The organism is Natronococcus sp. A-GB1 (genome assembly GCF_029688845.1).
Lineage (GTDB): Archaea > Halobacteriota > Halobacteria > Halobacteriales > Natrialbaceae > Natronococcus.
The window spans coordinates 86,316-110,993 of sequence record NZ_JARUKW010000005.1 but is presented as its reverse complement, the minus strand read 5'-3'; the positions used below and the strand labels follow the sequence as shown (position 1 = coordinate 110,993).

At 63.6% G+C, this 24,678-nt stretch carries 27 protein-coding genes; 19 read left to right on the top strand and 8 right to left on the bottom strand.

The features are described from left to right. The first annotated feature begins 13 nt into the window (after nucleotides 1-13). From pyk to QA600_RS07550, 6 genes are all read left to right on the top strand, one after another. Nucleotides 14-1,774 carry a pyruvate kinase gene (gene pyk, locus QA600_RS07575; RefSeq protein ID WP_278291340.1) on the top strand — a complete coding sequence of 587 codons (1,761 nt, stop codon included), beginning with the start codon at nucleotides 14-16 and terminating at the stop codon, nucleotides 1,772-1,774. A gap of 45 nt (nucleotides 1,775-1,819) precedes the next feature. Continuing rightward, a complete protein-coding gene (locus QA600_RS07570) occupies nucleotides 1,820-2,170 on the top strand; it encodes a hypothetical protein (protein WP_278291339.1) in 351 nt (116 codons plus the stop codon). Between the two features lie 42 nt (nucleotides 2,171-2,212). After that, nucleotides 2,213-2,815, top strand: a complete 603-nt coding sequence (locus QA600_RS07565) for an NfeD family protein (RefSeq protein WP_278291338.1) — start codon at nucleotides 2,213-2,215, stop codon at nucleotides 2,813-2,815. A gap of 58 nt (nucleotides 2,816-2,873) precedes the next feature. After that, nucleotides 2,874-4,079 (top strand): SPFH domain-containing protein, encoded by a 1,206-nt coding sequence (locus QA600_RS07560; protein WP_278291337.1) that lies wholly within the window; start codon nucleotides 2,874-2,876, stop codon nucleotides 4,077-4,079. A gap of 120 nt (nucleotides 4,080-4,199) precedes the next feature. Beyond that, on the top strand, nucleotides 4,200-5,291 hold the full coding sequence (locus QA600_RS07555; RefSeq protein WP_278291336.1) for an SPFH domain-containing protein: 1,092 nt from the start codon (nucleotides 4,200-4,202) through the stop codon (nucleotides 5,289-5,291). An 81-nt stretch (nucleotides 5,292-5,372) separates the two neighbouring features. Next, nucleotides 5,373-5,990: a MarR family transcriptional regulator gene (locus tag QA600_RS07550; RefSeq protein WP_278291335.1), complete on the top strand. Its 618-nt coding sequence runs from the start codon at nucleotides 5,373-5,375 to the stop codon at nucleotides 5,988-5,990. A gap of 65 nt (nucleotides 5,991-6,055) precedes the next feature. Here the strand turns inward: QA600_RS07550 and QA600_RS07545 are convergent, their stop codons facing one another. Next, the gene (locus QA600_RS07545; RefSeq protein ID WP_278291334.1) at nucleotides 6,056-6,289 is read right to left on the bottom strand and encodes a hypothetical protein; all 234 of its coding nucleotides are present in this window, start codon (nucleotides 6,287-6,289) and stop codon (nucleotides 6,056-6,058) included. A 187-nt stretch (nucleotides 6,290-6,476) separates the two neighbouring features. After that, nucleotides 6,477-6,992, bottom strand: a complete 516-nt coding sequence (locus QA600_RS07540; protein ID WP_278291333.1) for an inosine/xanthosine triphosphatase — start codon at nucleotides 6,990-6,992, stop codon at nucleotides 6,477-6,479. A gap of 225 nt (nucleotides 6,993-7,217) precedes the next feature. Here QA600_RS07540 and QA600_RS07535 point away from each other — a divergent pair, with 225 nt between their 5' ends. Together QA600_RS07535 and QA600_RS07530 are read left to right on the top strand one after the other, a co-directional pair. After that, nucleotides 7,218-8,198: a transcription initiation factor IIB gene (locus QA600_RS07535; protein WP_005553824.1), complete on the top strand. Its 981-nt coding sequence runs from the start codon at nucleotides 7,218-7,220 to the stop codon at nucleotides 8,196-8,198. A 131-nt stretch (nucleotides 8,199-8,329) separates the two neighbouring features. Beyond that, nucleotides 8,330-9,034: a type I 3-dehydroquinate dehydratase gene (locus QA600_RS07530; RefSeq protein WP_278291332.1), complete on the top strand. Its 705-nt coding sequence runs from the start codon at nucleotides 8,330-8,332 to the stop codon at nucleotides 9,032-9,034. An 18-nt stretch (nucleotides 9,035-9,052) separates the two neighbouring features. On the opposite strand, the gene QA600_RS07525 is transcribed toward QA600_RS07530, so the two are convergent. Then, on the bottom strand, nucleotides 9,053-9,487 hold the full coding sequence (locus QA600_RS07525) for a hypothetical protein (protein WP_278291331.1): 435 nt from the start codon (nucleotides 9,485-9,487) through the stop codon (nucleotides 9,053-9,055). A gap of 480 nt (nucleotides 9,488-9,967) precedes the next feature. Here QA600_RS07525 and QA600_RS07520 point away from each other — a divergent pair, with 480 nt between their 5' ends. Beyond that, nucleotides 9,968-10,759: a hypothetical protein gene (locus QA600_RS07520; protein ID WP_278291330.1), complete on the top strand. Its 792-nt coding sequence runs from the start codon at nucleotides 9,968-9,970 to the stop codon at nucleotides 10,757-10,759. A 78-nt stretch (nucleotides 10,760-10,837) separates the two neighbouring features. Here the strand turns inward: QA600_RS07520 and QA600_RS07515 are convergent, their stop codons facing one another. Then, nucleotides 10,838-11,365: a hypothetical protein gene (locus QA600_RS07515; protein ID WP_278291329.1), complete on the bottom strand. Its 528-nt coding sequence runs from the start codon at nucleotides 11,363-11,365 to the stop codon at nucleotides 10,838-10,840. Between the two features lie 353 nt (nucleotides 11,366-11,718). Here QA600_RS07515 and QA600_RS07510 point away from each other — a divergent pair, with 353 nt between their 5' ends. From QA600_RS07510 to QA600_RS07480, 7 genes are all read left to right on the top strand, one after another. Further along, nucleotides 11,719-12,429 carry a SipW-dependent-type signal peptide-containing protein gene (locus QA600_RS07510; RefSeq protein ID WP_278291328.1) on the top strand — a complete coding sequence of 237 codons (711 nt, stop codon included), beginning with the start codon at nucleotides 11,719-11,721 and terminating at the stop codon, nucleotides 12,427-12,429. A gap of 111 nt (nucleotides 12,430-12,540) precedes the next feature. Next, complete coding sequence (locus tag QA600_RS07505) at nucleotides 12,541-13,317, top strand: SipW-dependent-type signal peptide-containing protein (RefSeq protein WP_278291327.1); 777 nt, start codon at nucleotides 12,541-12,543, stop codon at nucleotides 13,315-13,317. Nucleotides 13,318-13,421: 104 nt separating this feature from the next. Continuing rightward, a complete protein-coding gene (locus tag QA600_RS07500; RefSeq protein WP_278291326.1) occupies nucleotides 13,422-14,801 on the top strand; it encodes a hypothetical protein in 1,380 nt (459 codons plus the stop codon). Nucleotides 14,802-15,179: 378 nt separating this feature from the next. Then, complete coding sequence (locus tag QA600_RS07495; RefSeq protein ID WP_278291325.1) at nucleotides 15,180-16,226, top strand: SipW-dependent-type signal peptide-containing protein; 1,047 nt, start codon at nucleotides 15,180-15,182, stop codon at nucleotides 16,224-16,226. A 124-nt stretch (nucleotides 16,227-16,350) separates the two neighbouring features. Further along, the gene (locus tag QA600_RS07490) at nucleotides 16,351-17,259 is read left to right on the top strand and encodes a signal peptidase I (protein ID WP_278291324.1); all 909 of its coding nucleotides are present in this window, start codon (nucleotides 16,351-16,353) and stop codon (nucleotides 17,257-17,259) included. Beyond that, nucleotides 17,256-18,131: a hypothetical protein gene (locus QA600_RS07485; RefSeq protein ID WP_278291323.1), complete on the top strand. Its 876-nt coding sequence runs from the start codon at nucleotides 17,256-17,258 to the stop codon at nucleotides 18,129-18,131. The genes QA600_RS07490 and QA600_RS07485 overlap by 4 nt, the downstream gene beginning before the upstream one ends. 177 nt (nucleotides 18,132-18,308) lie before the next feature. After that, complete coding sequence (locus QA600_RS07480; RefSeq protein ID WP_278291322.1) at nucleotides 18,309-18,434, top strand: hypothetical protein; 126 nt, start codon at nucleotides 18,309-18,311, stop codon at nucleotides 18,432-18,434. Nucleotides 18,435-18,669: 235 nt separating this feature from the next. On the opposite strand, the gene QA600_RS07475 is transcribed toward QA600_RS07480, so the two are convergent. The 4 genes from QA600_RS07475 to QA600_RS07460 all read right to left on the bottom strand — a co-directional run bounded on the left by QA600_RS07475 (nucleotide 18,670) and on the right by QA600_RS07460 (nucleotide 22,695). Continuing rightward, nucleotides 18,670-19,212, bottom strand: coding sequence for a hypothetical protein (locus QA600_RS07475; RefSeq protein ID WP_278291321.1), 543 nt, complete (start codon nucleotides 19,210-19,212; stop codon nucleotides 18,670-18,672). Between the two features lie 75 nt (nucleotides 19,213-19,287). Next, entirely contained in the window at nucleotides 19,288-19,818 is a 531-nt protein-coding gene (locus tag QA600_RS07470) for a DUF1102 domain-containing protein (RefSeq protein ID WP_278291320.1), read from the bottom strand. 464 nt (nucleotides 19,819-20,282) lie between these two features. Further along, nucleotides 20,283-21,482: a DUF5305 domain-containing protein gene (locus QA600_RS07465; protein ID WP_278291319.1), complete on the bottom strand. Its 1,200-nt coding sequence runs from the start codon at nucleotides 21,480-21,482 to the stop codon at nucleotides 20,283-20,285. A gap of 49 nt (nucleotides 21,483-21,531) precedes the next feature. Then, nucleotides 21,532-22,695, bottom strand: a complete 1,164-nt coding sequence (locus QA600_RS07460) for a signal peptidase I (RefSeq protein ID WP_278291318.1) — start codon at nucleotides 22,693-22,695, stop codon at nucleotides 21,532-21,534. A gap of 411 nt (nucleotides 22,696-23,106) precedes the next feature. On the opposite strand from QA600_RS07460, the gene QA600_RS07455 reads away from it, so the two are divergent. The 3 genes from QA600_RS07455 (at nucleotide 23,107) to QA600_RS07445 (ending at nucleotide 24,674) form a co-directional block, all read left to right on the top strand. Then, a complete protein-coding gene (locus QA600_RS07455; RefSeq protein ID WP_278291317.1) occupies nucleotides 23,107-23,676 on the top strand; it encodes a hypothetical protein in 570 nt (189 codons plus the stop codon). Continuing rightward, entirely contained in the window at nucleotides 23,673-24,158 is a 486-nt protein-coding gene (locus QA600_RS07450) for a hypothetical protein (RefSeq protein WP_278291316.1), read from the top strand. The genes QA600_RS07455 and QA600_RS07450 overlap by 4 nt, the downstream gene beginning before the upstream one ends. A 90-nt stretch (nucleotides 24,159-24,248) precedes the next feature. Further along, entirely contained in the window at nucleotides 24,249-24,674 is a 426-nt protein-coding gene (locus QA600_RS07445; RefSeq protein ID WP_005553847.1) for a zinc ribbon domain-containing protein, read from the top strand. The last annotated feature ends 4 nt before the right edge of the window (nucleotides 24,675-24,678 follow it).

The window sequence follows — 24,678 nt, the reverse complement described above, 5'->3', positions numbered from 1 at the left end:
GCTATCAGGGGACATGAGAAACGCGAAGATCGTCTGTACCCTGGGACCCGCCTCGGACGACCGGGGAACGATTTCGGCACTCGCCGACGCCGGGATGTCCGTCGCTCGGCTGAACGCGAGCCACGGCAGCCTCGAGGATCGCGCAACGTTGATCGACCGCGTGCGCGCCGTCGACGAACAGCGGGACGAACCGGTCGCGGTCATGCTCGACATGAAGGGACCGGAGGTCAGGACGGCCCCGCTTCCGGAGGGCGACACCGTCTCGCTCGAGACGGGTTCGGAGATCGAGTTCGTCGAGAGCGAGGAGGCTTCCCCCGAGCGCGTGGGTCTCTCGCTTCCCATTCGGGAGGTCGAGGCGGGCGACCGCATCCTGCTCGACGACGGCCTGATCGAGACGACGGTGCTCGAGCGATCCGGCGACGCGGTCCGGGCCCGCGTCGACACCGGCGGCGAACTCGGCGGTCGAAAGGGCGTCAACGTTCCCGGCGTTGACCTCGACCTCAATATCGTCACCGAGTCCGACCGGAAGGACCTCGAGCTCGGCGCCGAGAAGGAGGTCGACTTCGTCGCGGCGAGTTTCGTCCGCGACGCCGAGGACGTCTACGAGGTCAGCGAGGTCCTCGAGGAACTGGGCGCCGAGGACATTCCGGTCATCTCGAAGATCGAACGGGCGGGCGCCGTCGAGAACTTAGACGAGATCATCGAGGCCTCCTACGGCATCATGGTCGCCCGCGGTGATCTGGGCGTCGAGTGTCCGATGGAGGACGTCCCGATGATCCAGAAGCGGATCATTCGGAACTGTCACAACGCGGGCTCGCCGGTGATCACGGCGACGGAGATGCTCGACTCGATGGTCCACGCCCGGCGACCGACCCGCGCCGAGGCGTCCGACGTCGCCAACGCCGTGCTGGACGGAACCGACGCGGTGATGCTGTCGGCGGAGACGGCGATCGGCGACCACCCTCCCGAAGTCGTCGACGCCATGGACAGCATCGTCCGTCAGGTCGAGGACTCCGAGGAGTACGACGAAACCCTGGAGCAGCGCGTCCCGACCGCGGGGGACGCCCGAACGGACGCGCTGGCCCGGTCGGCGCGCTACATGGCCCGGGACATCGGCGCGGAGGCGATCGTCGCTGCCACCGAGTCCGGCTACACGGCACTGAAGACGGCGAAGTACCGCCCCGGCGTTCCCGTCGTCGCCTCAACCCAGAGCCACGAAGTCCGCCGTCAACTCGCCCTCTCGTGGGGCGTGACGCCGCTGTACGCCCGGGTTTCCGACCAGGGCGCCGACGCCGTCGTCGAGAAGGCGGTCCAGGCGGCGCTCGACGCGGGGGTCGCCGACAGCGGCGACACCGTCGTCGTCCTCTGTGGCATGATGACCGAACTCGAGGGGGCGAACACGACGAACATGATGAAGGTCCACGTCGCCGCGGACGCGCTGACGACGGGACGGGTCGTCGTCGAGGGACGGACGACCGGCCCCGTGGTTCGGCTTCGAGATGGCGACCTCTCGGAAATTCCCGACGGCGCAATCGTCGCACTCGGAGCGGCGTTCGACGACGAGTTCGAGGGCAACCTCGAGCGGATCGGCGGGATCGTCAACGCACAGCGGGGAATGACGGGCTACCCCGCCCTCGTCGCCCGCGAGATCGACGTGCCGATGATCAGCGGCGCCGACGTCGACGAACTCGAGGACGGATCGATGGTGACGCTCGACGCCGAGCGCGGCGTCGTCTACGGCGGCGACATCGGCGACCGAACCGAGCGAAACTGAGTCGAGGACCGCGGGTTTTTGACCGCGGCGCTCTAACCTCGAGGTATGGCAGGCGACGCCTCCGGCGACCGACGCGAGGGCGACGACGGGACGCGGGAGCAGCCGATGACGGGGTCAACCGACGAACGGGAAACGGTGCGGAACGTCCGGGACACCTCCGGTGTCGAGCCCGCCCGCAGCGGTGATCGCGATCGAATCCCGATCGACCTCTCCAGCTACGATACCGACGAGGCAGACGCGAGCGAGGAGACCGAGGAGGACGACCCCTACGCGCCCGAGCCGAGTTCGACGCCGATCGAACGCGGCGATCCCGACCTCGAGAACGCGGTCTTCGTCGTACTGGGTGCGATCGCGATGCTTCTCGTGATCGTCCGGGTCGTCTCGCTGCCGTTCTGAGCCCACTAAACATTTAATCACGGCGAGACCTTAGCATCGGGCATGATCGAAGTTCTCTTCGAGAATATCCCCCTCGTGTTGCTGGCGACGGGTCTCGTGTTGATGGGGCTCGAGGCGCTGTCGCCGGGGGCCCACCTGATCGTCATCGGCATCGCCCTGGTCGGTGCGGGACTCATCGGGATGCTGTTCCCGCCGGCGGCGAACCTGCTGGTGCTAGCGGGGCTGACACTGGCGATCGGGCTCGTGGCGACCTACGTCTACCGCGAGTTCGACTTCTACGGCGGGAAGGGGACCCCCCAGACCTCGGACTCGGAGTCGCTGGCCGGAACCACCGGCTACGTCACCGAGACGGTCACCAACCGCGGCGGCGAGGTCAAACTCGAGCAGGGTGGGTTCGCCCCCTACTACAGCGCCCGGACCTCGAGTGGCACCATCGAGGAAGGTGAGGAGATCATCGTCCTCGATCCCGGCGGCGGAAACGTGCTGACGGTCGAGTCGCTGGGCTCGATCGGCGAGGACGAGATCGACCGGGCGCTCGCCCGCGACTCCTCGGACGCCGAGGAGCCGACGGTCGACGAGACCGGAGCCACGGAATCGAACGCCGACGACTCGATCCGCGAACCCGAGACCGAGAAATCCGACTGACCGACGGGATATGTTGACCAGGGGAACGTTTTTCCCCTCACCGCCGTAAGATCGACGTATGGCGATCGAATTACTCCCCATGCAAACCGGCGGTGCACTGCTGTTTCTAGGTGCGCTGGTTCTCGTCGTCGTCGTCGCCGCGCTACTGAGCGCGATCGAGATCGTCGACGCCTACGAGAAACGCGCTCTGACCGTCTTCGGCGAGTACCGCAAGCTGCTCGAGCCCGGGATCAACTGGGTCCCGCCGTTCGTCTCGAACACCTATCGGTTCGACATGCGAACCCAGACCCTGGACGTCCCGCGCCAGGAGGCGATCACGCGGGACAACTCGCCCGTGACCGCCGACGCCGTCGTCTACATCAAGGTGATGGACGCGAAGAAGGCCTTCCTCGAGGTCGACGACTACAAGAAGGCCGTCTCGAACCTCGCCCAGACGACCCTGCGGGCCGTGCTGGGCGACATGGAGCTCGACGACACGTTGAACAAACGCCAGGAGATCAACGCGAAGATCCGCCAGGAGCTCGACGAACCCACCGACGAGTGGGGTATTCGGGTGGAGAGCGTCGAAGTTCGAGAAGTGAACCCCTCGAAGGACGTCCAGCGCGCCATGGAGCAACAGACCTCCGCCGAACGGAAACGCCGCGCCATGATCCTCGAGGCCCAAGGTGAACGCCGCAGCGCCGTCGAGAAGGCGGAAGGTGACAAGCAGAGTGAGATCATCCGCGCACAGGGTGAGAAGCAGAGCCAGATCCTGGAAGCGCAGGGTGACTCGATCTCGACGGTTCTCCGTGCCCGCTCGGCCGAGTCGATGGGCGAGCGTGCGGTCATCGACAAGGGAATGGACGCCCTCGAGAACATCGGTCAGAGCGAGTCGACCACCTTCGTCATGCCACAGGAGCTGACCTCGATGGTCGGGCGCTACGGCAAACACCTCTCGGGCAGCGACGTCAAGGAAGACGGCGACCAGCTCGAGAGCCTCGAGTTCGACGAGGAGACCCGCGAGCTGATCGGCCTCGACGATATCGCCGAGATCATCGGCGAGATCGACCAGGAGGCCGAGATGGACGTCGAGGCGATGGAACAGGAGGCCCAGGCGATCAAGGAGGGCGAGGACCCCGCCGAGATCACCGACCCCGACGAGGTCATCGAGGAGATGGACCAGGAGTTCCAGCAGACCGACGGTGGAACGACCGAACCCGCGACCGACGATGCCGACCCCGACGACGCCGAACCGCCGGTTGACGACTCGAGCGCGGACAACTAGCGCTCCGTCCGAGACGGCGGTTTTTACGGTTCGGTGTGACGACCCCCTTCGCGTCGGCTCCGTCCCAAATTTATCAGTATATTAGAAACACTTTTGAAGTGTTGAGTTCGTCGTAGAAGCATGTCCTTGTTCACGCCGCTTTTCGTGACGACCGTCGCCGGACTGGCGATCGGACTGTTGGTGTTGGTGCTCGTTCCGATCGTCCTCCGGAGCAGTATCGTCATCGTCGACGCCTACGAGAAGAAAACGCTGACCGTCCTCGGCGAGTACCGCAAGCTGCTCGAGCCCGGGATCAACGTCGTTCCGCCGTTCGTCTCGAACACCTATCGGTTCGACATGCGGACCCAGACGGTCGACGTCCCACGCCAGGAGGCGATCACGCGGGACAACTCGCCCGTGACGGCCGACGCCGTCATCTACATGCGCGTGATGAACGTCAAGCGGGCGTTTCTCGAGGTCGACGACTACAAGAAGGCCGTCTCAAATCTCGCTCAGACGACCCTGCGTGCCGTCATCGGCGATATGGAGCTCGACGACACGCTGAACAAGCGCCAGGAGATCAACGCAAGGATCCGCCAGGAGCTCGACGAGCCCACCGACGAGTGGGGCATCCGGATCGAGTCGGTCGAAGTTCGGGAGGTAAACCCCTCGCAGGACGTCCAGCAGTCGATGGAGAAACAGACCTCCGCGGAACGGAAGCGCCGCGCCATGATCCTCGAGGCCCAGGGTGAACGCCGCAGCGCCGTCGAGAAGGCGGAAGGTGACAAGCAGAGCGAGATCATCCGCGCACAGGGCCAGAAGCAGAGCCAGATCCTCGAGGCCCAGGGTGACGCCATCTCGACGGTCCTCCGGGCGCGCTCGGCCGAGTCGATGGGCGAACGCGCCATCATTGATCAGGGACTGGAGACGCTCGAGAACATCGGTCAGAGCGAGTCGACCACCTTCGTCATGCCACAGGAGCTGACCTCGATGGTCGGGCGCTACGGCAAACACCTCTCGGGCAGCGACGTCAAGGAAGACGGCGACCAGCTCGAGAGCCTCGAGTTCGACGAGGAGACCCGCGAGCTGATCGGCCTCGACGACATCAGCGAGATCCTCGGCGAGATCGACGCGGAGCTCGAGGCGAACTCGGCGATCGAGTTCGAGGAGATCGACGAGGAGCCGTCGCCTGCAGGGGACGACACGACAGATCCCTCCCAGAGTACCGACTGAGGCCGTTTCACCGCTGATCTTGGGATCCGAGACGGAGCGAAACCTGTTTTACCGCGGGTCACATTGCTGACTGTAGAAGTCATGACATCGTCCGAAGGGGTCGACGACGACAAACGCTCGACCCTGCGTCGGTTCGCCGCACTCGGTGCCACCGCACCGGTGGCGGGCCTCTCGGAAACCGCGAGCGCCGACACCGGAGAGAGCGACGCTCGCGACGCGATCTCGGGATATCTCTCAACGACGCCCGGCGCGCACTTCTCGAAGATCCGTGACGATCTGCAGCTCGGTACCGGCGAGACTCAACACCACCTCCGGCAGCTCGAGGAGCAAGGCGCCATCGAGCGCTACCGTGACGGCGACTACAAGCGGTTCGTCCCCGCCGATCGGTTCGACGAGTTCGAGAAACGCACGCTGGGGTATCTCCGCCGGGACACCCCGCGGGGAATGCTGATCGAACTGCTGCTGTCGTCGGACTCGACGGCCGGCGACCTGGCGGACGCCCTCGAGGTCTCGGCGCCGACGGTGAGCAAGTACGCCGGCGAACTCGAGGAGGCCGGACTGCTCTCTCGCGAGGACGGGTACGCGGTCGAACGGCCCGAGACCGTGCTCGTTCTTGTCGTTCGCCACGCCGACTCCTTCGGCGACCGGGCACGTCGACTCGCGCGCAACGCCGACCAGTTCGTCGCCTACGAGGGGTAGGGAGTCGACTCGACGGGGACTGTTTACAGGATAGAACGCATTAGCAGCCGCCTCGTCTCGAAGCGCTACAGGCTGACCTTCCAGGTCGTACTCGAGGAGTAGCCCCACTTCTCGATCTCGACGCCGGAGTCGCTCTCCTGGAGCGCGGTGATGTTCGATCCGACCTCCTTGGCCGTCATCCCCAGCTCCTGGGCGATGAGTCGCGACTTGAAGTACGTCTTCGTCGCCGCGTGCTCCCGGAAGTACTGGAGGATCCGGCGCTGTTTGCTCGTGAGGTCGGTAGCCGTTGCGGTGCTCATACGACATGCCACAGTCGGAACGCTCTTAGGGGGTTTGGTACGACCGGTTAACTCACTCCCGTCTTGCGATTGCTCGAGACGTAGGGGCGGAAACCGGAGAGCGAAACGTCGTGTTGGTACGGTCGGCTAATCGGTACGAATCGACGACTGTCCGTGGGAGAAATCTCAACGCGGCGCGACCGGCCGACTACTCGTACTCCGGCGTCAGAAGTGGGCCGACGCTACAGGCGACCGCCTCGCCGAGCGCTCGCGTTCGGTCGGTGAGTCCGTCGGTGAGCACCCCCGCGGCCCCGTCCGTTTCGGCGACGTCGTCCCGACCGAGGACGTCGTCCATCACCGGGCCGAGCTCCTCGCCGTTCTCGAGTCGGTCCGCGATCCGATCGGGGAGCCGAAGCGTCGGCCCGCTTCCGCGCTCGAGACGGTGGCCGTCGGTCGCCGCGCCCCACATGATCAGCGAGAGCCCCGTCGTCCCCTCGAGTCGGGCGACGCCACCCTCGAGGCCGATCCCGTACTCGCAGCCGGTCGCCTCGAGGGCTCGCCGCGCCCGGTTCTCGGCACCGGAGACCGTCTCGGCGACCGAGCGGGGCTGTTCGGCCACGCCGGAGTCGACCGCGATCGGCGTGACCGTCGGAGCGTACCGCTCGAGCGTGCGTTCGACCGCGTCGACCTTGACCGGGTTCGTGCTCCCGACTGCAACGTCCATACGCGGGGCTCGGCGCGGAGCCGTTTGGAACTCCCGTTTCGTTGCTTCCGTCCCGGACCCGAGCGCTCGCGGCTTCGGGTCCTACACGGATTTTGACGATGAACCGCGTCTCGAGCGGAGCACGGCGGCGATTTCGAAACCATTAACTCCGGTGTCTCGGAACCAGGTAGGTAGCAACTCCGTCCGGATTCTGTACGCGACCTACCGGGCAGTACCCGCCATCCCATGACTAACGCATCACCGAGCACGAGAGTCCGACGTAGCGAACACGAAACGAGCGAGGAGACGACCGAGAGCGAGGAAAGCGACGTCGTCTGTCCCGAGTGTACGGGCAACCTCGTCGTCGACGACGAACACGGCGAGACGGTCTGTGAGGACTGTGGCCTCGTCGTCGAGGAGGATTCCGTCGACCGCGGCCCCGAATGGCGCGCCTTCGACGCCAGCGAGAAAAACGAGAAGTCCCGCGTCGGCGCGCCGACGACGAACACGATGCACGACAAGGGGCTGTCGACGAACATCGACTGGCGCAACAAGGACGCCTACGGCAACTCGCTCGGCTCGCGCCAGCGCGAGAAGATGCAGCGCCTTCGCAAGTGGAACGAGCGCTTCCGTACCCGCGACTCCAAGGAACGCAACCTCAAGCAGGCACTCGGCGAGATCGACCGGATGGCGAGTGCCCTGGGACTGCCGACGAACGTCCGCGAGACCGCCAGCGTGATCTACCGTCGTGCACTCGACGAGGACCTCCTTCCCGGACGCTCGATCGAGGGCGTCTCGACGGCCTGCGTCTACGCCGCCGCGCGCCAGGCCGGCGTTCCGCGCTCGCTGGACGAGATCGCCGACGTCTCCCGCGTCGAGAAAAACGAGATCGCCCGCACCTACCGCTACGTCGTCCGCGAACTCGGCCTCGAGGTCCAGCCCGCCGACCCCGAGAGCTACGTCCCCCGCTTCGCGTCGGGACTCGAGCTCTCCGACGAGGCCGAACACCGCGCCCGCGGCCTGCTCCAGAACGCCAAGGAGAAGGGCGTTCACTCGGGGAAGTCGCCGGTCGGCCTCGCGGCTGCCGCTGTGTACGCCGCCGCCCTGCTGACCAACGAGAAGACGACCCAGGCCGCGGTGAGCGACGTCGCCGACATCTCCGAGGTCACCATCCGGAACCGGTACCACGAGCTGCTCGAGGCCGAGGAAACCCTCGGGATGGCTTGATACGGTTTACTGTAAGTCAGTACCGGCGTAACCGCCGCACGGGTCGCGGTTACGCCGGCACATCGTTACAGCAATCCGTATAACTCGCCGAAACGACACCGTTTTTCGCCGCCCCGTTCTCACAACCGGCTATGGGTATCGACTTCGACTCGTTTACGCTTGCGGCCGCGACCGCCGATCTCGCCGACGCCGACGAGCCGACGGCCCGCGAGCACGCGGATGCCGTCGAGTTCCGGATGGACCTGACTGACGATCCCCTCGAGGCGCTCGAGGGGTACGATGGGGCCCTCCCGCTCATCGCGACCAACCGCGCCGCCTGGGAGGGCGGCGAGTGGGAGGGCGACGACGGCGATCGGCTCGAGACCCTCTCGGCGGCGACCGCGTTCGACGCCGTCGGCGCGATCGACATCGAACTCGAGTCGATTCTCGAGGGAGAGGCCGAAGACGTCCTCGAGACCGCCCGCGAACGGGACGTCTCGGTTATCGCTTCTTCGCACGACTTCGAGGGGACTCCGCCCCGCGGCGAGCTGGTCTCGACGCTGACCGAGGCGGGCAAGTACGCCGACGTCGCGAAGCTGGCTGTGACGGCGGAGTCGAAGGCGGACACGATCGCGTTGCTGTCGGCGACCGAGCAGCTCGCGTATCACGGCGATCGGGTGGCGACGATGGCGATGGGCGAGGTCGGGCGGCACACGCGGGCCGTGGCGCCGGTGTACGGCTCGAGAATCGGCTACGCGCCCGTCGACCCCGCCGAGGCGACCGCGCCCGGACAGTACGATCTCGAGACGCTCTCGAGGTTAGTTGCCGATCTCGACGGGGCGGCGATGGAAAACTAAGCGGGCGACGTTCGCTGCTTACGAGAGGCGGCGCTTCCAGCGCTCGAGCAGGGTCGTCCCGGAGCCGTCGGACGCCGCTCGATCGTCACCGATCAGATCCCGCTCGAGAACGCGCGCGAGGCGGCGACCGTCCGCGGTCAACTCGACGCGTCCGCGTCCTCTGTCGTATCGGATGAACCCCCCGTCGCGAAGCGTCCCCAGGTGGATCTGGATGAGCGACGTGTACGTCCGCTTTCGCTGCTTGTAAGACACCTCCTCGAGGCTCACGCCGTTTTCGCGCGCGGCGAGCCACTCCGAGAGTTCTCTGACCGTCGCCTCCCCTCCGTTCACTCGCAGATACGTCAGCACGTGCCGCCGTCGCTGGTTGCTCAACGCGTGAAAGAGTTCGTCCCTCGCGGACCGCTTCTCGTTCGATACCCCCCGTCGAACCTCGTGTACCTCTCCCTCGTCCATCTCTGACCTGTCCTCGATCGGATATTCCTCGGATCGCTAATAAGACAGTGAGACCGTTTAACACCAATACCAATATCGATCGAGAGACAAGGAGCGCCTTCAGTAGGGCGTAACTGTCGGTGTATCCGAAACAGTCTTCTCCGGAAGTCACACCGAGACGAGGGATACGAGTGGTCGCTTCGGAAGCTAGGTGGGAACGACAGAGCGCTATCCCGGTATGAGCGCTCGAGCAGAGGGGACGAATGAGCTTGAAGTCGCTACACGATCTTCCTGTCGTCTATCAGGGCAGGCTTGAAAACCACGAACAACCTGTTAAGCCGCCGAGGAGCCGCAAGTGATCGGATCGGGGACGGCACGTCGCCAGACCGCCGATTCGGTGATGCGAGCGAGCCCGATGCGGTTCGCCGACCGTTGCGAGCGAGGAGCGATCAAATGCGGTAGAGTGGTCATACATATTTCGTCCAGGATCCGAGCGAACGTATGACGAGACCATGGGCTACTCTGCTCGAGCGAGTAACCCGACCGGAGTACACCGGGAAGAACAGGTGTCTCCCGTGTACGGTACTCAACGTCGCGGTTGCGACGGTCGCGGCGGTCGCCGTCGGTGCCGCCGTTCCGGTCGCGGGAATCGTACTGTTCGTCGTCGCAATTGGAGCGATCTGGCTGCGAGGCTATCTCGTCCCCGGAACGCCGTCGCTGACGAAGCGCTACTTTCCGGCCCGAGTCCTCGACTGGTTCGGGAAGTCGCCGGACGCGACTCCGATCGACGAGTTACGGGTCGACCGCTACCTCAAACAGACGGGCGTCGTAATGGAGGATCCAGTCGCCGACGACCTCGTCCTCGAGCCGACGTTCGAGCGTGCGTGGCGACGGGAGTGTGCAGCCGTCGGCGTGGAACACGCCGATCGAGATGCGCTCGCCGAGCTCGTCGGCCTTTCACCCTCGGACCTCGAGATCCGCTGGCACGGCACCGCGTTCGTCGCGGTGGTCGAGGGAGAGCGGATCGGACAGTGGGAGTCCCGCTCGGCGTTCGTCGCGGACGTGGCCAGCGCCAGGCTGCTCGAGGAGCGGGTCGAGAGCTGGGACCAGCTGTCGCTCGCCCAACGCAGCGAGGTTCTCGGCGCGCTGCGACTGTTTCTCGAGCGCTGCCCGACCTGCGACGGCACCGTAAACTTCGAGCAGGCGGTCGTCGAGTCATGCTGTCGGCAGTACGACGTCGTCGCCGCGACCTGCGAGGAGTGTAACGATAGACTCCTCGAGGCCGGAGTCTGAACCACTACGCCGCGAGACCGTTCGGGGACTCTCCCTCGAAAGCTGCCGTCGGACGGTTGTTTATCCGCGAAAGGTCGTTTATTCTCGAAACCCCGAGAGCACGAGACTTCGGTTCGCCCACAGCTGGTACAGCGAGAGGAGGGCGAACAGCGCTAGGAACAGACTCGTCCAGAGGAGCGGATCGACCCCGCCCAGAAGCGGAGCCTCGAGCAGGGCGCCGAGGACGACCAGCAGACCGGACACCCCGAGCGCGCGGTAGATCTCCGACCACGTCACCCCGTACTGCGTGACGACCTCCATGTAGAGATCGACCTCCCGGGCGTGTTTGCAGAGTCGGACCTGACGGCGGTCGCGATCGTACTCGACGACGCCGACCTCCTCGAGCTGCGGGAGGTGGGTCTGGTGGAGCGAGTTGTAGACGCTCTCCCTGACGTTCGACGGCGGCGGCGTCTCCCCGGTCTCGAGGGCCGCGACCCGCTCCGACAGCTCTCGGAGCGAGACGGTCCCGCCGTTCTCCCCGAGCTGACGAAGCGTCGCACTGCGGCGACTGTTCCCCAGGAGCCTGTGGATCTGATCTTCAGAGAGGGAGGTGTTTCGAACGCGCATGAGTCGTCGATACGGACCCATGTTGGCTATCGGGCAAATGTATGAGCAGCGTGTCGGCGGTACGACGGTCCTGTTGGCTCGTCGGGCGCTCTCGAGAGCGATTTTGCGCTCGATTCCGCTGCGGTCAACCGATCGCTCGAACGGCAGGGGTGTCGTACCGCCCGCGCTGATGATTCGGTGACGGATTCTGGCGTGGCTTGACCGATCACTCGAACGGTTCCATCCGACGTTAGACGCGTTGATTCGCCCGTTCGGTCGGGGGATGGGGAATTGTAACTACAGGGGTATGTCCCGACGACTCGAGTAACCGGTCGCGGTCCGTCGGGCGGGCCGAGCCGGGGAGATGACCACAAATGACGAACAACGGATTCGAAATCTCACGGCGAAAGGCGCTCGCGGGACTGGGTATGGTCGGCGTTGCCTCGGCTGGCGCGGGGCTGGGAACGACGGCGTATTTCAGCGACCAGGAGGAATTCGAGGGCAACAGGATCACCGCGGGCGAGTTCGGGCTGACAGTCGAGGGTGAATCTTCCGACCTCAACGTCGATGAAAGCGATCTGCTGGATAGTGAAGGCAGTGTCTTTGCAGATGGCGTAATCACCATCGACGATGCCAAACCCGGTGACGAGTACGAGTTCTGTTGGGAGATTACTGTCCACGACAACCCTGGATACGTGGCACTCGGCGCCGCCAACGCTGACGATCAGAACGGAAAGGATGCGGGGAACCTGGATGAACTTCCTCATGGAATCAAAGAGAAAGACGAACTCTCGACTCTCGGTGAGGTTGCCGACGTCACGATCTCAGTCAATGGGGAGACGGTCGATGCTAGCGACGTTCTAGGTGGAACCATCGTTCCGACTGGTGACGGGGAAGATTGTCACGATCCCGAGGACCCAGTGGAGCTCTGCGTCGAGATCATCATTCCACCCACCGTCGGTAACGAGATTCAGGGTGCAGAGGCCAGCTGGGATCTGCTCTTCTACGCCGAGCAGTGCCGGCACAACAACACCGAGAATGTTCTGGAGGAGCTTGACGACGGACTGGACGAACTCGGCGACTGAGAAATCTACCCTCACCACTCTTCCACCCATGTTGGTACGCCGTCGCTACACACGCGGCGACGAGGCGGTTCGATTCCGTCGGTGGGTTTCCCCTAAGGGGGAGGACAACCGATGAGTAAAAAGAACCTCGAGATTTCACGGCGCAAGGCGCTCGCTGGCTTCGGCGTGGTCGGCGTCGCCTCCGCGGGCGCAGGACTCGGCACGACGGCGTACTTCAGCGATCAGGAGGAGTTCGACGAGAACACGATCACCGCAGGCGAGTTTGGCCTGACGGTTGATCCCTTTGGGCACGAGGTCCTCCAAGATAAAGAGGACCAGCACATCGATTGGAATACTGATGCTGGCGATACTGATGACGGTGCCTTCATTAGTGGCGAAATCGGTATCGGCGACGCTAAACCCGGTGACGAATACAAGTTCTGCTGGAAGGTAACTGTCCATGATAATCCCGGCTATGTGCTGGTGAGAGCTGACAACATCAAGGACCGTGACGGATCCGAAACCGATGCAGAGCTGGATGCTGATGATCTTCACGATACTGAGGATCTTGCAACCCTCGGCGAGACTGCCGATGCAACGGTCAGGGTCTATCAGCCGGGCGGGCCCGACGCGGGTAGTCTCTCGGTTGTCGACTACAATACTCTCAATGATCTCCTCGACAGCCTCGATGAAGGGTTAGTCATCGCTAGCAATGATGAGGACCCGCTCTCGATTGGTCCTGAACCTGCGTCATTCCCGTACGTAGTCGTTTGTATCTATATTTCAGTCGGAAGGCGGAAAGATGGTAGTACGAGTATCGGTAACGAGATTCAGGGCGCCGAGCTGAGCGCGGACCTCGAATTCTACGCCGAACAGTCCCGGCACAACGACGAGTTCGGAGAGAGCTGAGCGTTTATCTCTCCACTACCACCCGCGTTGGGACTCATCGCTACGACGGCGACATACGGCGGTTCGATTCCGCCAGCGGGTTTCCCGGAAGGGGATGGACGACGATGAATACAGGGAACGATTTCGAACTCTCACGACGAAAGATTCTCGCGGGCCTCGGCGGAATCGGCATCGCCTCCGCCGGGGCGGGACTCGGGACGACCGCGTACCTCGCCGATAGAGAGGATATCGAGGACAACGAACTGGTCGCAGGTCAGCTCGACCTCCGAATCGACTGGCAACAGAAGTATTTCGGACCGGAGGAAAACGGAGACCATTACGCGCCCTACGGTCCGGCGGGCTACCCGTACGTGAACGCGCATCCGGACCACGATAGCTCCGGCGAGCAGTCGCTCGACCTGGGTGATACTGACGTCAGATACAGCGACAACGACAGGAACATTCAGGAGTACCTCACCTGCGAGACGCTCTCGAACTTCGGTCCCGGCGACTTCGATAACGACAAGCGAACACAGGATCACCTCATCGAACTCGAGGACGTCAAGCCGGGTGACTGTGGCGAGATCACGTTTAGTTACCATCTCTGTGACAACCCTGGTTACGTCTGGTTTCTGGGGGATCTCGCCGAGACCGATCCGGCGCTCGCCGACGCGATCGATGTCCAGCTGTGGTACGACCTCGAGTGTACGAACGAGGTCGACGACGAGGATACGGTTATTTTCGACGAGGGAAGCCTGAGAGAGGTCCTCGCGGACCTAAAAGGTGGCATCCCGCTCGATCCGAGCGTGTACGGCGGTGTTGCAGTCGAGGACGCCGAGGACAATGGTAGCGACAGCGGTGACGATAGCAGCGACGGCGAGTGCGTGTTGGTCGGAAAGGTCGACATCGGGGATGGCGGAGGGTTCGGCGATGTCGACGGCGGTAGTGCAGTCAACGGTAACGAGTTCAATTTCAACGAGCAGACCAGCCGACCGCCGCCGTTCGGCGGCGGTGAATACCTCGCGCGCGACGCGACGATCAGCATCGATATCACGGAGTTCAAAGACGATGACGAAAGCGAACCGGTCGCGTTCACGGCCGAGGTGATCGACGGCGACTACGGGATCTGCGGAATCCACGTGAGGGGAGGAAATGATAGGGAGACGTTCGACGACCTGGGATGCACGACCAGTACCGAAATCGTAACCAACCTCGAAACCCGTGGAGGTCAGCGGGCTGCGATCAGCAACATCGAGTTCTTCGTCTGTGACGTGGACGACCCGGATCCGCCGGACCCGGATCCACCGGGAGTACCGAGGGAGTGTTTCCCCGCCAACGAGACGTTCTGTATCGGATTCGAGTGGTGTCTCCCAACGGACACGGAGATCGAGGGGATCGACGACGTCAACGATCTCCAAGGGAAGTCGGTTGTATTCGATCTCGGCTTTTACACCGAGCAGTGCCGGCACAACGACGAACCGTCCGGACCGCCAGGAGGGGCCTAGGCTATACTACACTACAATCACTGCCCAGGCTTTCCCTGCTGTTAGTCCCTGATACAGAACAATCGCGTGGACATCTGTCTCCCGACCGGTATACCCGCCCTGACGGTCCACACAGAACGGTACGAGATTCATACATAACCGAACAGGCAGCCACTGCGATCGTAACTGCGGAGGTCCAGATCGCTCGGTGGGCCGATCGCGGGAGAGATCTATGAAAGCACGTACAACTACGACTCCGGACGCGTGCGAGTGTGCGCGGACCCGCTACGGCTCCCGTTCGACCTTGCCGATCGGGTTTCTCCATCGACTCAGCCCGTCCTTCGGAGCACATTCTCGGCCCCACGGAAGGGTCATCGAAATCAATCAGTGGGTGATTGGATGAGCGACGGGTTCTCCCGACGCCGGATCCTCGCCGGGATCAGCGGCGTCGGTGCTCTCGGAGCGGTCGGCGGTGCTGGCACGCACGCGGTGTTGAACGACTCCGAACAGTTGTCCGAGAGCACCGCCCAGGCTGGCACGCTCGGCCTCGAGATCGACTGCGATAGCTGCACCCAAAACGGAAACGGCGTTGCGTTCGGGTTCGACGGACTCGACCCAGGCGCCTCGGGAACCGAAACGCTCGAGATCACCGTCGAAGGGAACGCGGCCCGGCTCTGGATGCGGACGGACTGTCCACCGGAGGCCGACCTGCTCGGCGCAGTTCTGGAGGTGACGCTTCGGTACGATCCAGCCTGTGGCTCCGGCAGCGGGGAAACGCTCTTCGACGGCACGCTGAACGACCTCCGCCTGGAGTTCGACGACGGCCTGCGGCTCGACGACGACTGTATCGACGGCGACGAGACGGTGTGTCTGACTCTCGAGTGGTCACTACCTGCCGACGATAGCGATGGACTCTTGGGTCTCTCGAGCAACCTCCACCTCGAGTTTTTCGCCCAGCAGTGTCGCCACGTCTCGGAGGCCGACATCGAGAACCCCTTCGCCGACGCCGCGGACTGTCCTGATCCCGAGCCAGCGTGTCCGGACTGCGAGGAACTGGGGAAGGCCGATATCGATCCGGACTCGGTCTCTCCCGGAGATCGGTTCCCGATCGAAGCCGAGGGCGACTACGAGCTCGAGGCGTTGACCGTGACGAACAAGCCCGACGGCGACACGGTCTGTGCGAATTTCAGACTCCTGCTGGACGGTAGCGAGGACGCCGCGCCGCGAATCTGCAAGGTCGTCGTCCGTGGCGGGCCACCGGACAACGGACCCCCAGGCCGCAATCCGCCGGGTGATAATGGGCCCGCCAGCAACCCTAACGAAATCGAGATTCACCCCCCGTCGACGCGAACCGGGGAGGTCTGCACGGAGACGACCGAGGCGGGCAGCAACGGAAACGAGATCTGGCCCGCGATCAGCAACGTGACCGTCTACATCTGTCCCTGACTCCTCGAGCCATGACACCCAACACTCAACAGCCGATCCGACCGTTCCGATTCCGTACCGATCACGAAGACGCCCTCGAGGACGAACGCTGTCCTCTCGAGATCCCCGACGGAGGTCGGGAGCGATGAGCGACGCCCGCCCGGTCGAGTCCGGGTCGGAGCCGATCGACCCGTCCTCGCAGACGTCGTCGAAACCGCTCTGGAAGCGCGGGCTTCACCTCCTCGCCGCGCTGGTCCTGGTCGCGGTCGTCGCGGTGTTCGTGATCTACGCCGTCCCGGCGGTGATCGGCGCGGACTACAGCTTCGTCGTGATGACCGGGAGCATGGCGCCGGAGATCGAGCCCGGCGACGCGGTCGTCGTCGGCGAGCAAGATCCCGCGACGATCGAGACCGGTGACGTCATCACCTTCTACAGGGGCGACGCCGAGGCACCGGTCACCCACCGGGTGATCGGCGTCGAGCAGACGTCGGACGGCTACCTCTACGAGACCCAGGGCGACGCGAACGACGAGCCCGACGCAAATCCGGTCCCCCACGAGAACGTACTGGGGACCGTCGTGTTGACGATTCCTGCTATCGGCCACGTTATCGAGTTCGCCAACACGACCGAAGGGTTCCTGGCGCTCGTCGTGCTTCCGTTCGGCCTTCTCGCGCTGAACGAAGTCTGGTCGTTTACGAGAGGGTCGCGAGACGAGAGCGCGGTGACGGAATCCGGCGACGGTGACGGTGCGCTCGAGGACGGCCGGGATCCCGAACAGTCAGCGGAATCCGAGGACACGCTCGTCGTCACCGACCGAATGCTATTGCGTGCGGTCGGTGTCCTCGCCGTACTGGCGCCGGTGAGCGGGCTTCTGGCCTACCTGTTCCCGATGGTCGTGACCATCTCGGTCGCCATCGCGACGGCGATCTGTCTCGTGCTGGTCGCGGTCCTGTGGCTGTCGTCGCGAGGGGACGACCCGTCCGAGGATCTCGAGGATGCGACGGAGACGACCTCCGAGGAACTCGAGGAGCCAGAGCCCGAGGTGGACCGATGACCGCGCGACGTCGACCCGTCCTCGCGCTGCTGGCGGTGCTGGTCGTCGTCCTCGCGTTCGCGGGTGGCTACGGGACGATCGCGCTGCTCTCGGCGTCCGGAGACGCAACTGGAACGTTCGAAACCGACTCGGAGTTCGGCGACGGGGTTTCGGAGGTCGACACCGACCTGCCGAGCGAGCTTCCCGAGGAGGACGAAGCCGACGGCAACGAGATCGAAGCGAGCGACACTGAGAACGAGACGGTCGCGACGAGTGAGGATGGCGAGGACCTCGAGTCCGACGATAAGGACGAAACGCTCGACGCCGACGAGAACGAACTCGAGGCGAACGAATCGGATGACACACCCGAGGAAGGCGTCGTCGACGGAGTGGCAGAGAATGACACCGATCCCGAGACGGATGACGACGAGACTGACTCGAGCGAGGCGAACGCGACAGACGAAGAATCCGAGTCGGACCAAGTCGATGTTTCTGGCGCGGAGGCAGACGACACCGACGACGAGTCGACCGAAACAGAGGCGAACGACAGCAATGAGAGCGACTCGAGCGAGAACGAGAGCGAACCGGACGAGTCGACACCTGCCAGCGTCCAGACGGTCGAAACGACCACGGCTGACGATTCCGAGCCGGACGAGTCCAACAGTTCCGAGAACTCGAGTCAGCCCTCGACTCAGGACGAGGCCTCTGCCGAGCGCGATGAAGGTAACAGCGAAGACGACGAAGCGCCGACAGAGGACGCGGAGGTGGCAGTGGAGAACGGTTCCAACGACAGTGACGACACACGGAACGAATCTGTGGAGGAGACCGAAGCGGACGACACCGAGACAAACGAGTCGGACAACGACGGCGAAAGCACCTCTACAGAAGCGTAAGACGGCGATGACAGGCTCGAGCATCCAGCCGACGACGAACCGGAGCTAGACGTCGAGGCGAGCGACGAGAGCGTCGCCGTCTCGATCTCCGGGAACCCGGCGGACTCGTCACTCGAGCTGCGAACCGACCGACTGCTGGAGGAACCCGAGGCGGATACCGTCGAGGATCTCTCGGTCGTGACCGCCGACGGGGAGGAGCTCGAGGGACGCGAGGTCGTCGACGACGAGGATGAGGAGTGGCTTTGGCTCGAGAAAGACGGGACACCAACGACCATTGAGATTACGAACACGAACGGATCGTGATCTCGAGCGAAGGTATCTAGTTTATAGGCTAGTGTTATCAGGTCTGATTTCAATCGATTCTCGAGAACGAGGCTGACAATGTCCTTGAGCCCGTCCGAGAGCGATTGATCCCACCGAGGCGACTGCACCGGGGCAGTACTCTCTCGAGACGCTGTCGAAAGTTGTCAACCAACTATAGAGCCGTAGCCGCTAAAAGAAATAGATAAAATAGCGTTCTAGTATCGATTCTATACTGTTAGTCTACTGCTTTAGAGATAGTCGAAATAACCGTTTGGTATCGGTCCGGAGTGACATTATCAGTATGCACTCTCAATCCGGCTCTAAAGCGGTGACCTGGTTCGAGTCGTAGAGAGTTCTTCTCGTTCAGGGTATCCCGATCGGCATCGGCGACACTGAACACCTCCACTCTAGGCTCGTTAGCTTTCGGTTCGTGTTTAAAGTATACCTCGACTGTATTCGTTCCGTTGTTTTTCACCTCAAATAGTCCTTCTCCGCCACTGGCTGCGGCATCATCAGCGAACTCGTAGGTTGAGTTCGTACCAAGTCCAGAAGCATCCGACAACCCGTCCATCTCCTCGAACACGCCTGGAAGCGTGAATCGGATGACGCCTCCATCTTTAACAGCCCGACCACCACCAGACACGCTGTCGATTGACAGATACGCATCCGGATCATCTTCAACGACTGCAGTGAAACTGCGGTCGGTCCTCACGCTGGAGAATGCCCCCGAACCGACAATTGCGCTCGCCCCTATAAAGAGGCCAGCGAGTTTACCCAAATAGTGTCTTCGTCTCATTGGTTGATCGTGCACCTACTGCACGTGACGGCGGTAGGTGAGATGGAACGGTTTCTATTAGGGTTCTTCTGCAACGATTCCGAGGTGATCTGGGAGGTCACTCTCCTCGTACTCGGTTAGTGAGAAAATCACATGAACGGAAAGAGTCTCACCAGATCCAATAACTGGATTATCTGTGATTTCTCCGTCACCGGGCGCTTGTCCTCCCTCACCTTCAGTATAATACCAGACGGCTCCCGGAGAATCGTACCCAGTTTCGCCCTCTTCGTCGTGGAAAGAGATTCGAGCGTCGTTCGTTCCCTGATTTTCGATGCGAAACACGTCGTCGAATCGCGAATCGGCGTTGTCGTTGAGCCCATCGCCGTTCTGGTCATCGAAACCGCCCGCAAAATCGAGGGCGAGTTGGCCACCCTCATCGTCAGCATACGCACTATTCGCGACGAGGCGAAGATACGCGTCACTATCGTCGACAACGTCGACCGTTAAATCACGTTCCGCACGCACGAATCCGAACGCACCCGAACCGACGAGCGCACTTGCTCCGATTGCTGTACTCCCCGCACCGATCAGGAATTTACGTCGTTCCATGGTAACACCAGTTGTTGCGCGCTCGAGCCGCCAGCCGACCGTCGCTCGCCAACGTGGTCGTCGTCTTCGAGCGCATGCATTTCGGCTATCGATAGCACACCCCTTTTGTATACACTGGCAGGAGGTGCAACATCCCGACTCTGCAGTTCAGTAGTGCTTGCGTGACGTCGTTCGGCGAAAGAGTACGGGCTGCCAGTGGGGCCTGCAAGCGGAACATGTCGCGGCGAACGGGAGTACGTGAACCGTGAAACGACGGCTCAAGCCGAGCCTGTCGGCGTCGAATGACAGTTGTTCTCAGTGAAAGTGGCGATCCGGTCCTTGAGTCGGTCACCAACTACCCGATATGAGGACATCGACGACAGTTCGGCTTCCAACACGTTCTGCGGCTCGGCCGAGCGACCGAAGAACAAAACACGCCACCGTTCCACAATTCGTCCGAATCGACTCGAGAAACCCGAAAACCGCTACGAATCGACGTCGTCGCTCTCGTCCTCGAGCCCACTCTCCTCACCCGAGCCGTCACCAATAACAGTGGGCTCCTCGGCTTCCTGCGGGTCGACCTCGAGAACCGGATTTCGATCGTCCTCGAGCCCCTCGGGCACGTACACGTACACTGACCGATCGTCGACGACGTAGTACCGCCCGTCGCGCTCGTCCTCGAGCACGCGGCGATCGCAGTCGACGGCGACGTCCACGAGGTCCTCGAGGGTCGCGATCTCGATCCGAGAGCGCTCGCGGACCTCCGCGGGCAGCCTCCCGCGCGAGATCCAGTCGTCGAACTCCTCGCGCTCGTACTGGTCGTTGATCCGCTCGAGTTCGGCCGCCGAGGGCGCGAGGGTGCCCTTCCGCCGGGCGACCCCGAGGACGCCGAGGGCCGCGACCGACCCGACCCCGAGCAGGGCGAGAACAACAGAACTGAGCCCGCCGGAGCTCCCCGCGACCGCAACCTCCTCGGTTCGTTCCTCGGTCCGTTCCTCGGCCGCAGGCGCCTCGACCGCGTACGTCGCGTCGTCGGGCTCAATGACCAGCTCGTAGCTGTCGACGCGATCGACCGACTCGCCGTCGATCGTCCCCTCGAGAGCCACCTGGACCTCGACGACCGTCTCGAGGTCACCCACGGATTCGTTGAGGTCCTCCTGGATTGCCTCGGCCTCCGCGGTCGTTTCGGGCACGTCGACGCTGAACGACGTCGTCTGCTCCTCGCCGGGTGCGAGGGACTCGGTCTCCTCCTGGGCGAGCGTCTCGTTTGTCGCCCAGTACTCGAGAACCTCCTCTTCCTCGTCGTCGGTCTCGCCGACCGACCGAATCACGCGATCGGCTTCGACGTCGACCGCGACGTCGCCGTCGGGCGCGTCGTACGCGTAGGTGAAGGTCGCCTCGAGCTCGGGTGCGACCTCGGCGAAGTACATCGAGCGATCCGAGAGCTCGGTGCCGACCGGGAACACCTCGTTTTCCTCCTGGACGGTCGCGCTGTGGTCGAAGCCGCCCGTCGTCGACCACGCCTCGACGGTTCGCTGCTCGAACTCCTCGTCGCCGTCGTCGGCGACCGCGCCGTAGGCGCCCCACCCCCCGAGCAGGGCGAGTGCGAGCAGGGCGACGACCACCACGACGAACCACTCGTCGAGCGCGGTGCGAAGCCGCACGCGCCGTCGGTCACTGATCACGGTCGATCCCCCCGTCGTTCGAGTCGTTGTCTGTATCGAAACATGGTTCTCAGTCGTTTACGCCGCCCGGAGAACGCGAGCGAGACCGCGAGCGCGTTCTGATCGTTCCGGTGCCGACCAGCAGGGCCAGCGGTGCGACGATTATCCCCGTCAGCACCGCCGTCACCGACGCCATCGCCGCCCACGGGTGGATCCCGTGGAGGGTCGCGATCACCGGCTCCGGCAACACCGCGAAGTAGGTGCGTTCGCTCACGGAACGGAGGTAGTACCCCGTCTCGGGCGGCGCCGTGTAGGCAACGGTCGCCGTTTCGTTCTCGCCGTAGCCAAGCGTCGTCCGCTCGTCGACGGCGACCCCCTCGCTGGCCGGCTCGACCATCGTTACGGTCGGTAGCAGGCCGCCGTTGTACAGCTCGTACTCGTGGCTCTCGGTCTCACCCATCGGAATCACGTCGGGGCGATCGGAGTCGAACTCCGCGCTGACGATCCCCGTTTCGGTCGTCCCCGACATCGCGACCATCGTCGCCAGCGAGACGACGACCAGCAGTGCGGCCAGCCCGAGGACGAGTGTCCGCGCGTCGTACACGTCCGCGCGCGAGCGCTCCCGACTGCGCTCGCGGGTCGCACCGCTCCGTCGCTCGAGCGCGAGCGAGACGCCGAGGACGACCAGGCCGAACGCGAGCAACAGATACGACAGCCCCTGGGTGCCGAGCACGGCGGTCGTGCCGAACGTCGACGCCAGCTGTTGCTGGCCGGACTCGAGGCCGCTCTCCACGCCCATCACCGTAGACCCGAGGTGGGGAACCGTCACCGGCTCGCCGTTGACCTCGAGGGCCGTTGCGACGACCTGGCCGTCGGTGACGAGTGGTTCGCCGGAGTCCTGGTCGGGGAACGGGTTCGCGTCGCCCTGGGTGACGTAGCCCTGGTCGGTGACCTCGACGACCCGGTGGGTCGTGAGCCCGCCGCCCTCGATCTCCTGGGCGTCGAAGACGATCACGTCGCCCTCCTCGACGGGGCCGGCGACGGCGGTCGGAACCGCGACGAAGCCGTCGCCGGTCTCGATCGTCGGCTCCATGCTGCCGGTTTCGACGTAGCTGAGCGCGATTGGAACCCCGAGCAGGTGTCCCGCGACGATCGCGAGCAGTACGACGGCGGCGGCGCCGATCGCGGCGAGCTTCACGAGTCTCCACGCGTTCCCCTGTTGCTGTGTACTCATCGTCCCCTCGCACGTCCGGATTCTCGCCACCCGCGAGATCGGACGTACCCGAACCCGACGACGAGCGGCCGCCCCCTTACTATAGGCACGTTAGCCAACCTCTGGCAACGCCTGCAAGACGGCAAGCCGACCCTGAACTCCGCTATCGGTCGGTCAATACTGTCTTGAACTGTGACAGTAGTATCAAACGAACCGGCAAGCACTGCCAGAACCATGTCACTGTGTAATTTGCCCGAACAGTGCCGAACGCCCGAAAACACCGCATACAGATCCCGTCAATCGAATCATCCCTTGCTACTGTTTGGAAGCTATCCTCTATGCTCTCAATAGTAAATATCGACGGTAAACATGAGCAAGTGTACCTCACGCTCACCGGGGGGTGGCGCCGGGGTTACGAAGGGAGGGATCCGAATGAGTGTTAGCAAATTGGATGAGGAGGAGCTCGAAACTGGTGAGCTCGATCGAGACGATGTCTTCGAGATGTTGAGCAACCAGCGTCGACGCTGGGTACTGCACTATCTCAAACGGGAAGAGAAGGAGCGCGTGGACCTGCGCACGCTCGTCGATTCGGTGTCCTCGTGGGAGTACGAGACACCCGCGGACGAGCTTCCCTGGAAGAAGCGGAAACGAGTCTACACCTCGTTGCGCCAGTCACACCTGCCCCGCCTCGACGAGACCGGGGTCATCGAGTACGACCGCAACCGAGGGGAGGTCACACTCACCGACGAGGCTCGAAAGCTTCAGCTGTACCTCGAGTACGTCCCCGAGGACGACATTCCGTGGAGCCACTGCTACCTGGGCCTATCGGGGGTCGCTGCCGTGATCACTGCGCTCGCGTGGGTGCCGGTGTACCCGATCGGCGAGCTCTCGGCCGTCGCGCTGGGCGCCCTGTTCACCGCGATGTTCGGCGCCTCGGCGATCGTCCACACCTACTACCTGCGGCGCAACCGCATCGGCCACGAGGGGCCGCCGAAACGATGAGCGCACGCGCTGGAATCGCCCTGATCGCCGTCGCGATTGCCCTGCTGATCACCGCGAGTGCCGGCGCAAGCGTCGTCTCGATGGACCGCTCGATCGCCGTTGAGGTCGTCGACGACGAGGATGCGAACGTCGCCGTCGAGGCCGTCGAGGCCGACGTACCTGACCACGCCGGGTCGGAGAACGCGACCGAAAGCGCGAACGAGAGTGCGACGGACGCGGCGGCGCCGCTTGGCGAGCGGGAGCTGCTGAACGTTACGAACCGGCTGAACGAGGATATCACGGTAACTGAGATCGAGACATCGTCCGGCGTCAAGATCGAGTTCGAGGAGACCGAGGTCGAATCCGGCACCTTCACCGAGTTCGAGGGAACGGTCGACTGCGAGGAACTCGAGGAGGAGCCGGAGGCGACTGTCAAGCTCGACGGGAGCAGCTTCACGAGTTCCCATATCGTCGATCTCGAGGTGACGTGTCCGTCCGACTAATACGGCCGAAGCCCACGAGTGCAGTCGAAGGCGGACGTCAAGAGAAATCGGAATGTTAAGGGCGCCGCTCCACCACCGGGTTGACATACAATGACTTGGATCCGCGCGCTCGCGGCCGCCGGACTCTCCGTGCTCCTTCCCGGTGCGGGCCACGTGTTTATCCGCGACTGGATTCGTGGTCTCGCCTTCGGCGGTATCTTCGTGGCGTCGCTGGCGATCTTGTTTCCCACCGATCAGATCGCGGCCGCCGACTCGCTCTCGGGAGCGGTGAGCGTCATCACCACCGAGACCGACACGATAAGCCAGTTCGTCATCTCGTTTATCATCCTCTTTGCCGCGATCGACGCGACGTTCCGGTCGATGGGATTCCCGCCGGGATCGAACAACGGCGCCGACCATGACGGGCCGAGCTGTCCCCACTGCGGCAAACCCCTCGACGAGGATCTCACGTTCTGTCACTGGTGTACGACGCGCCTCGAGCCGGCCAACCCGGACGAGGACGAACCCACGAACTGACGGC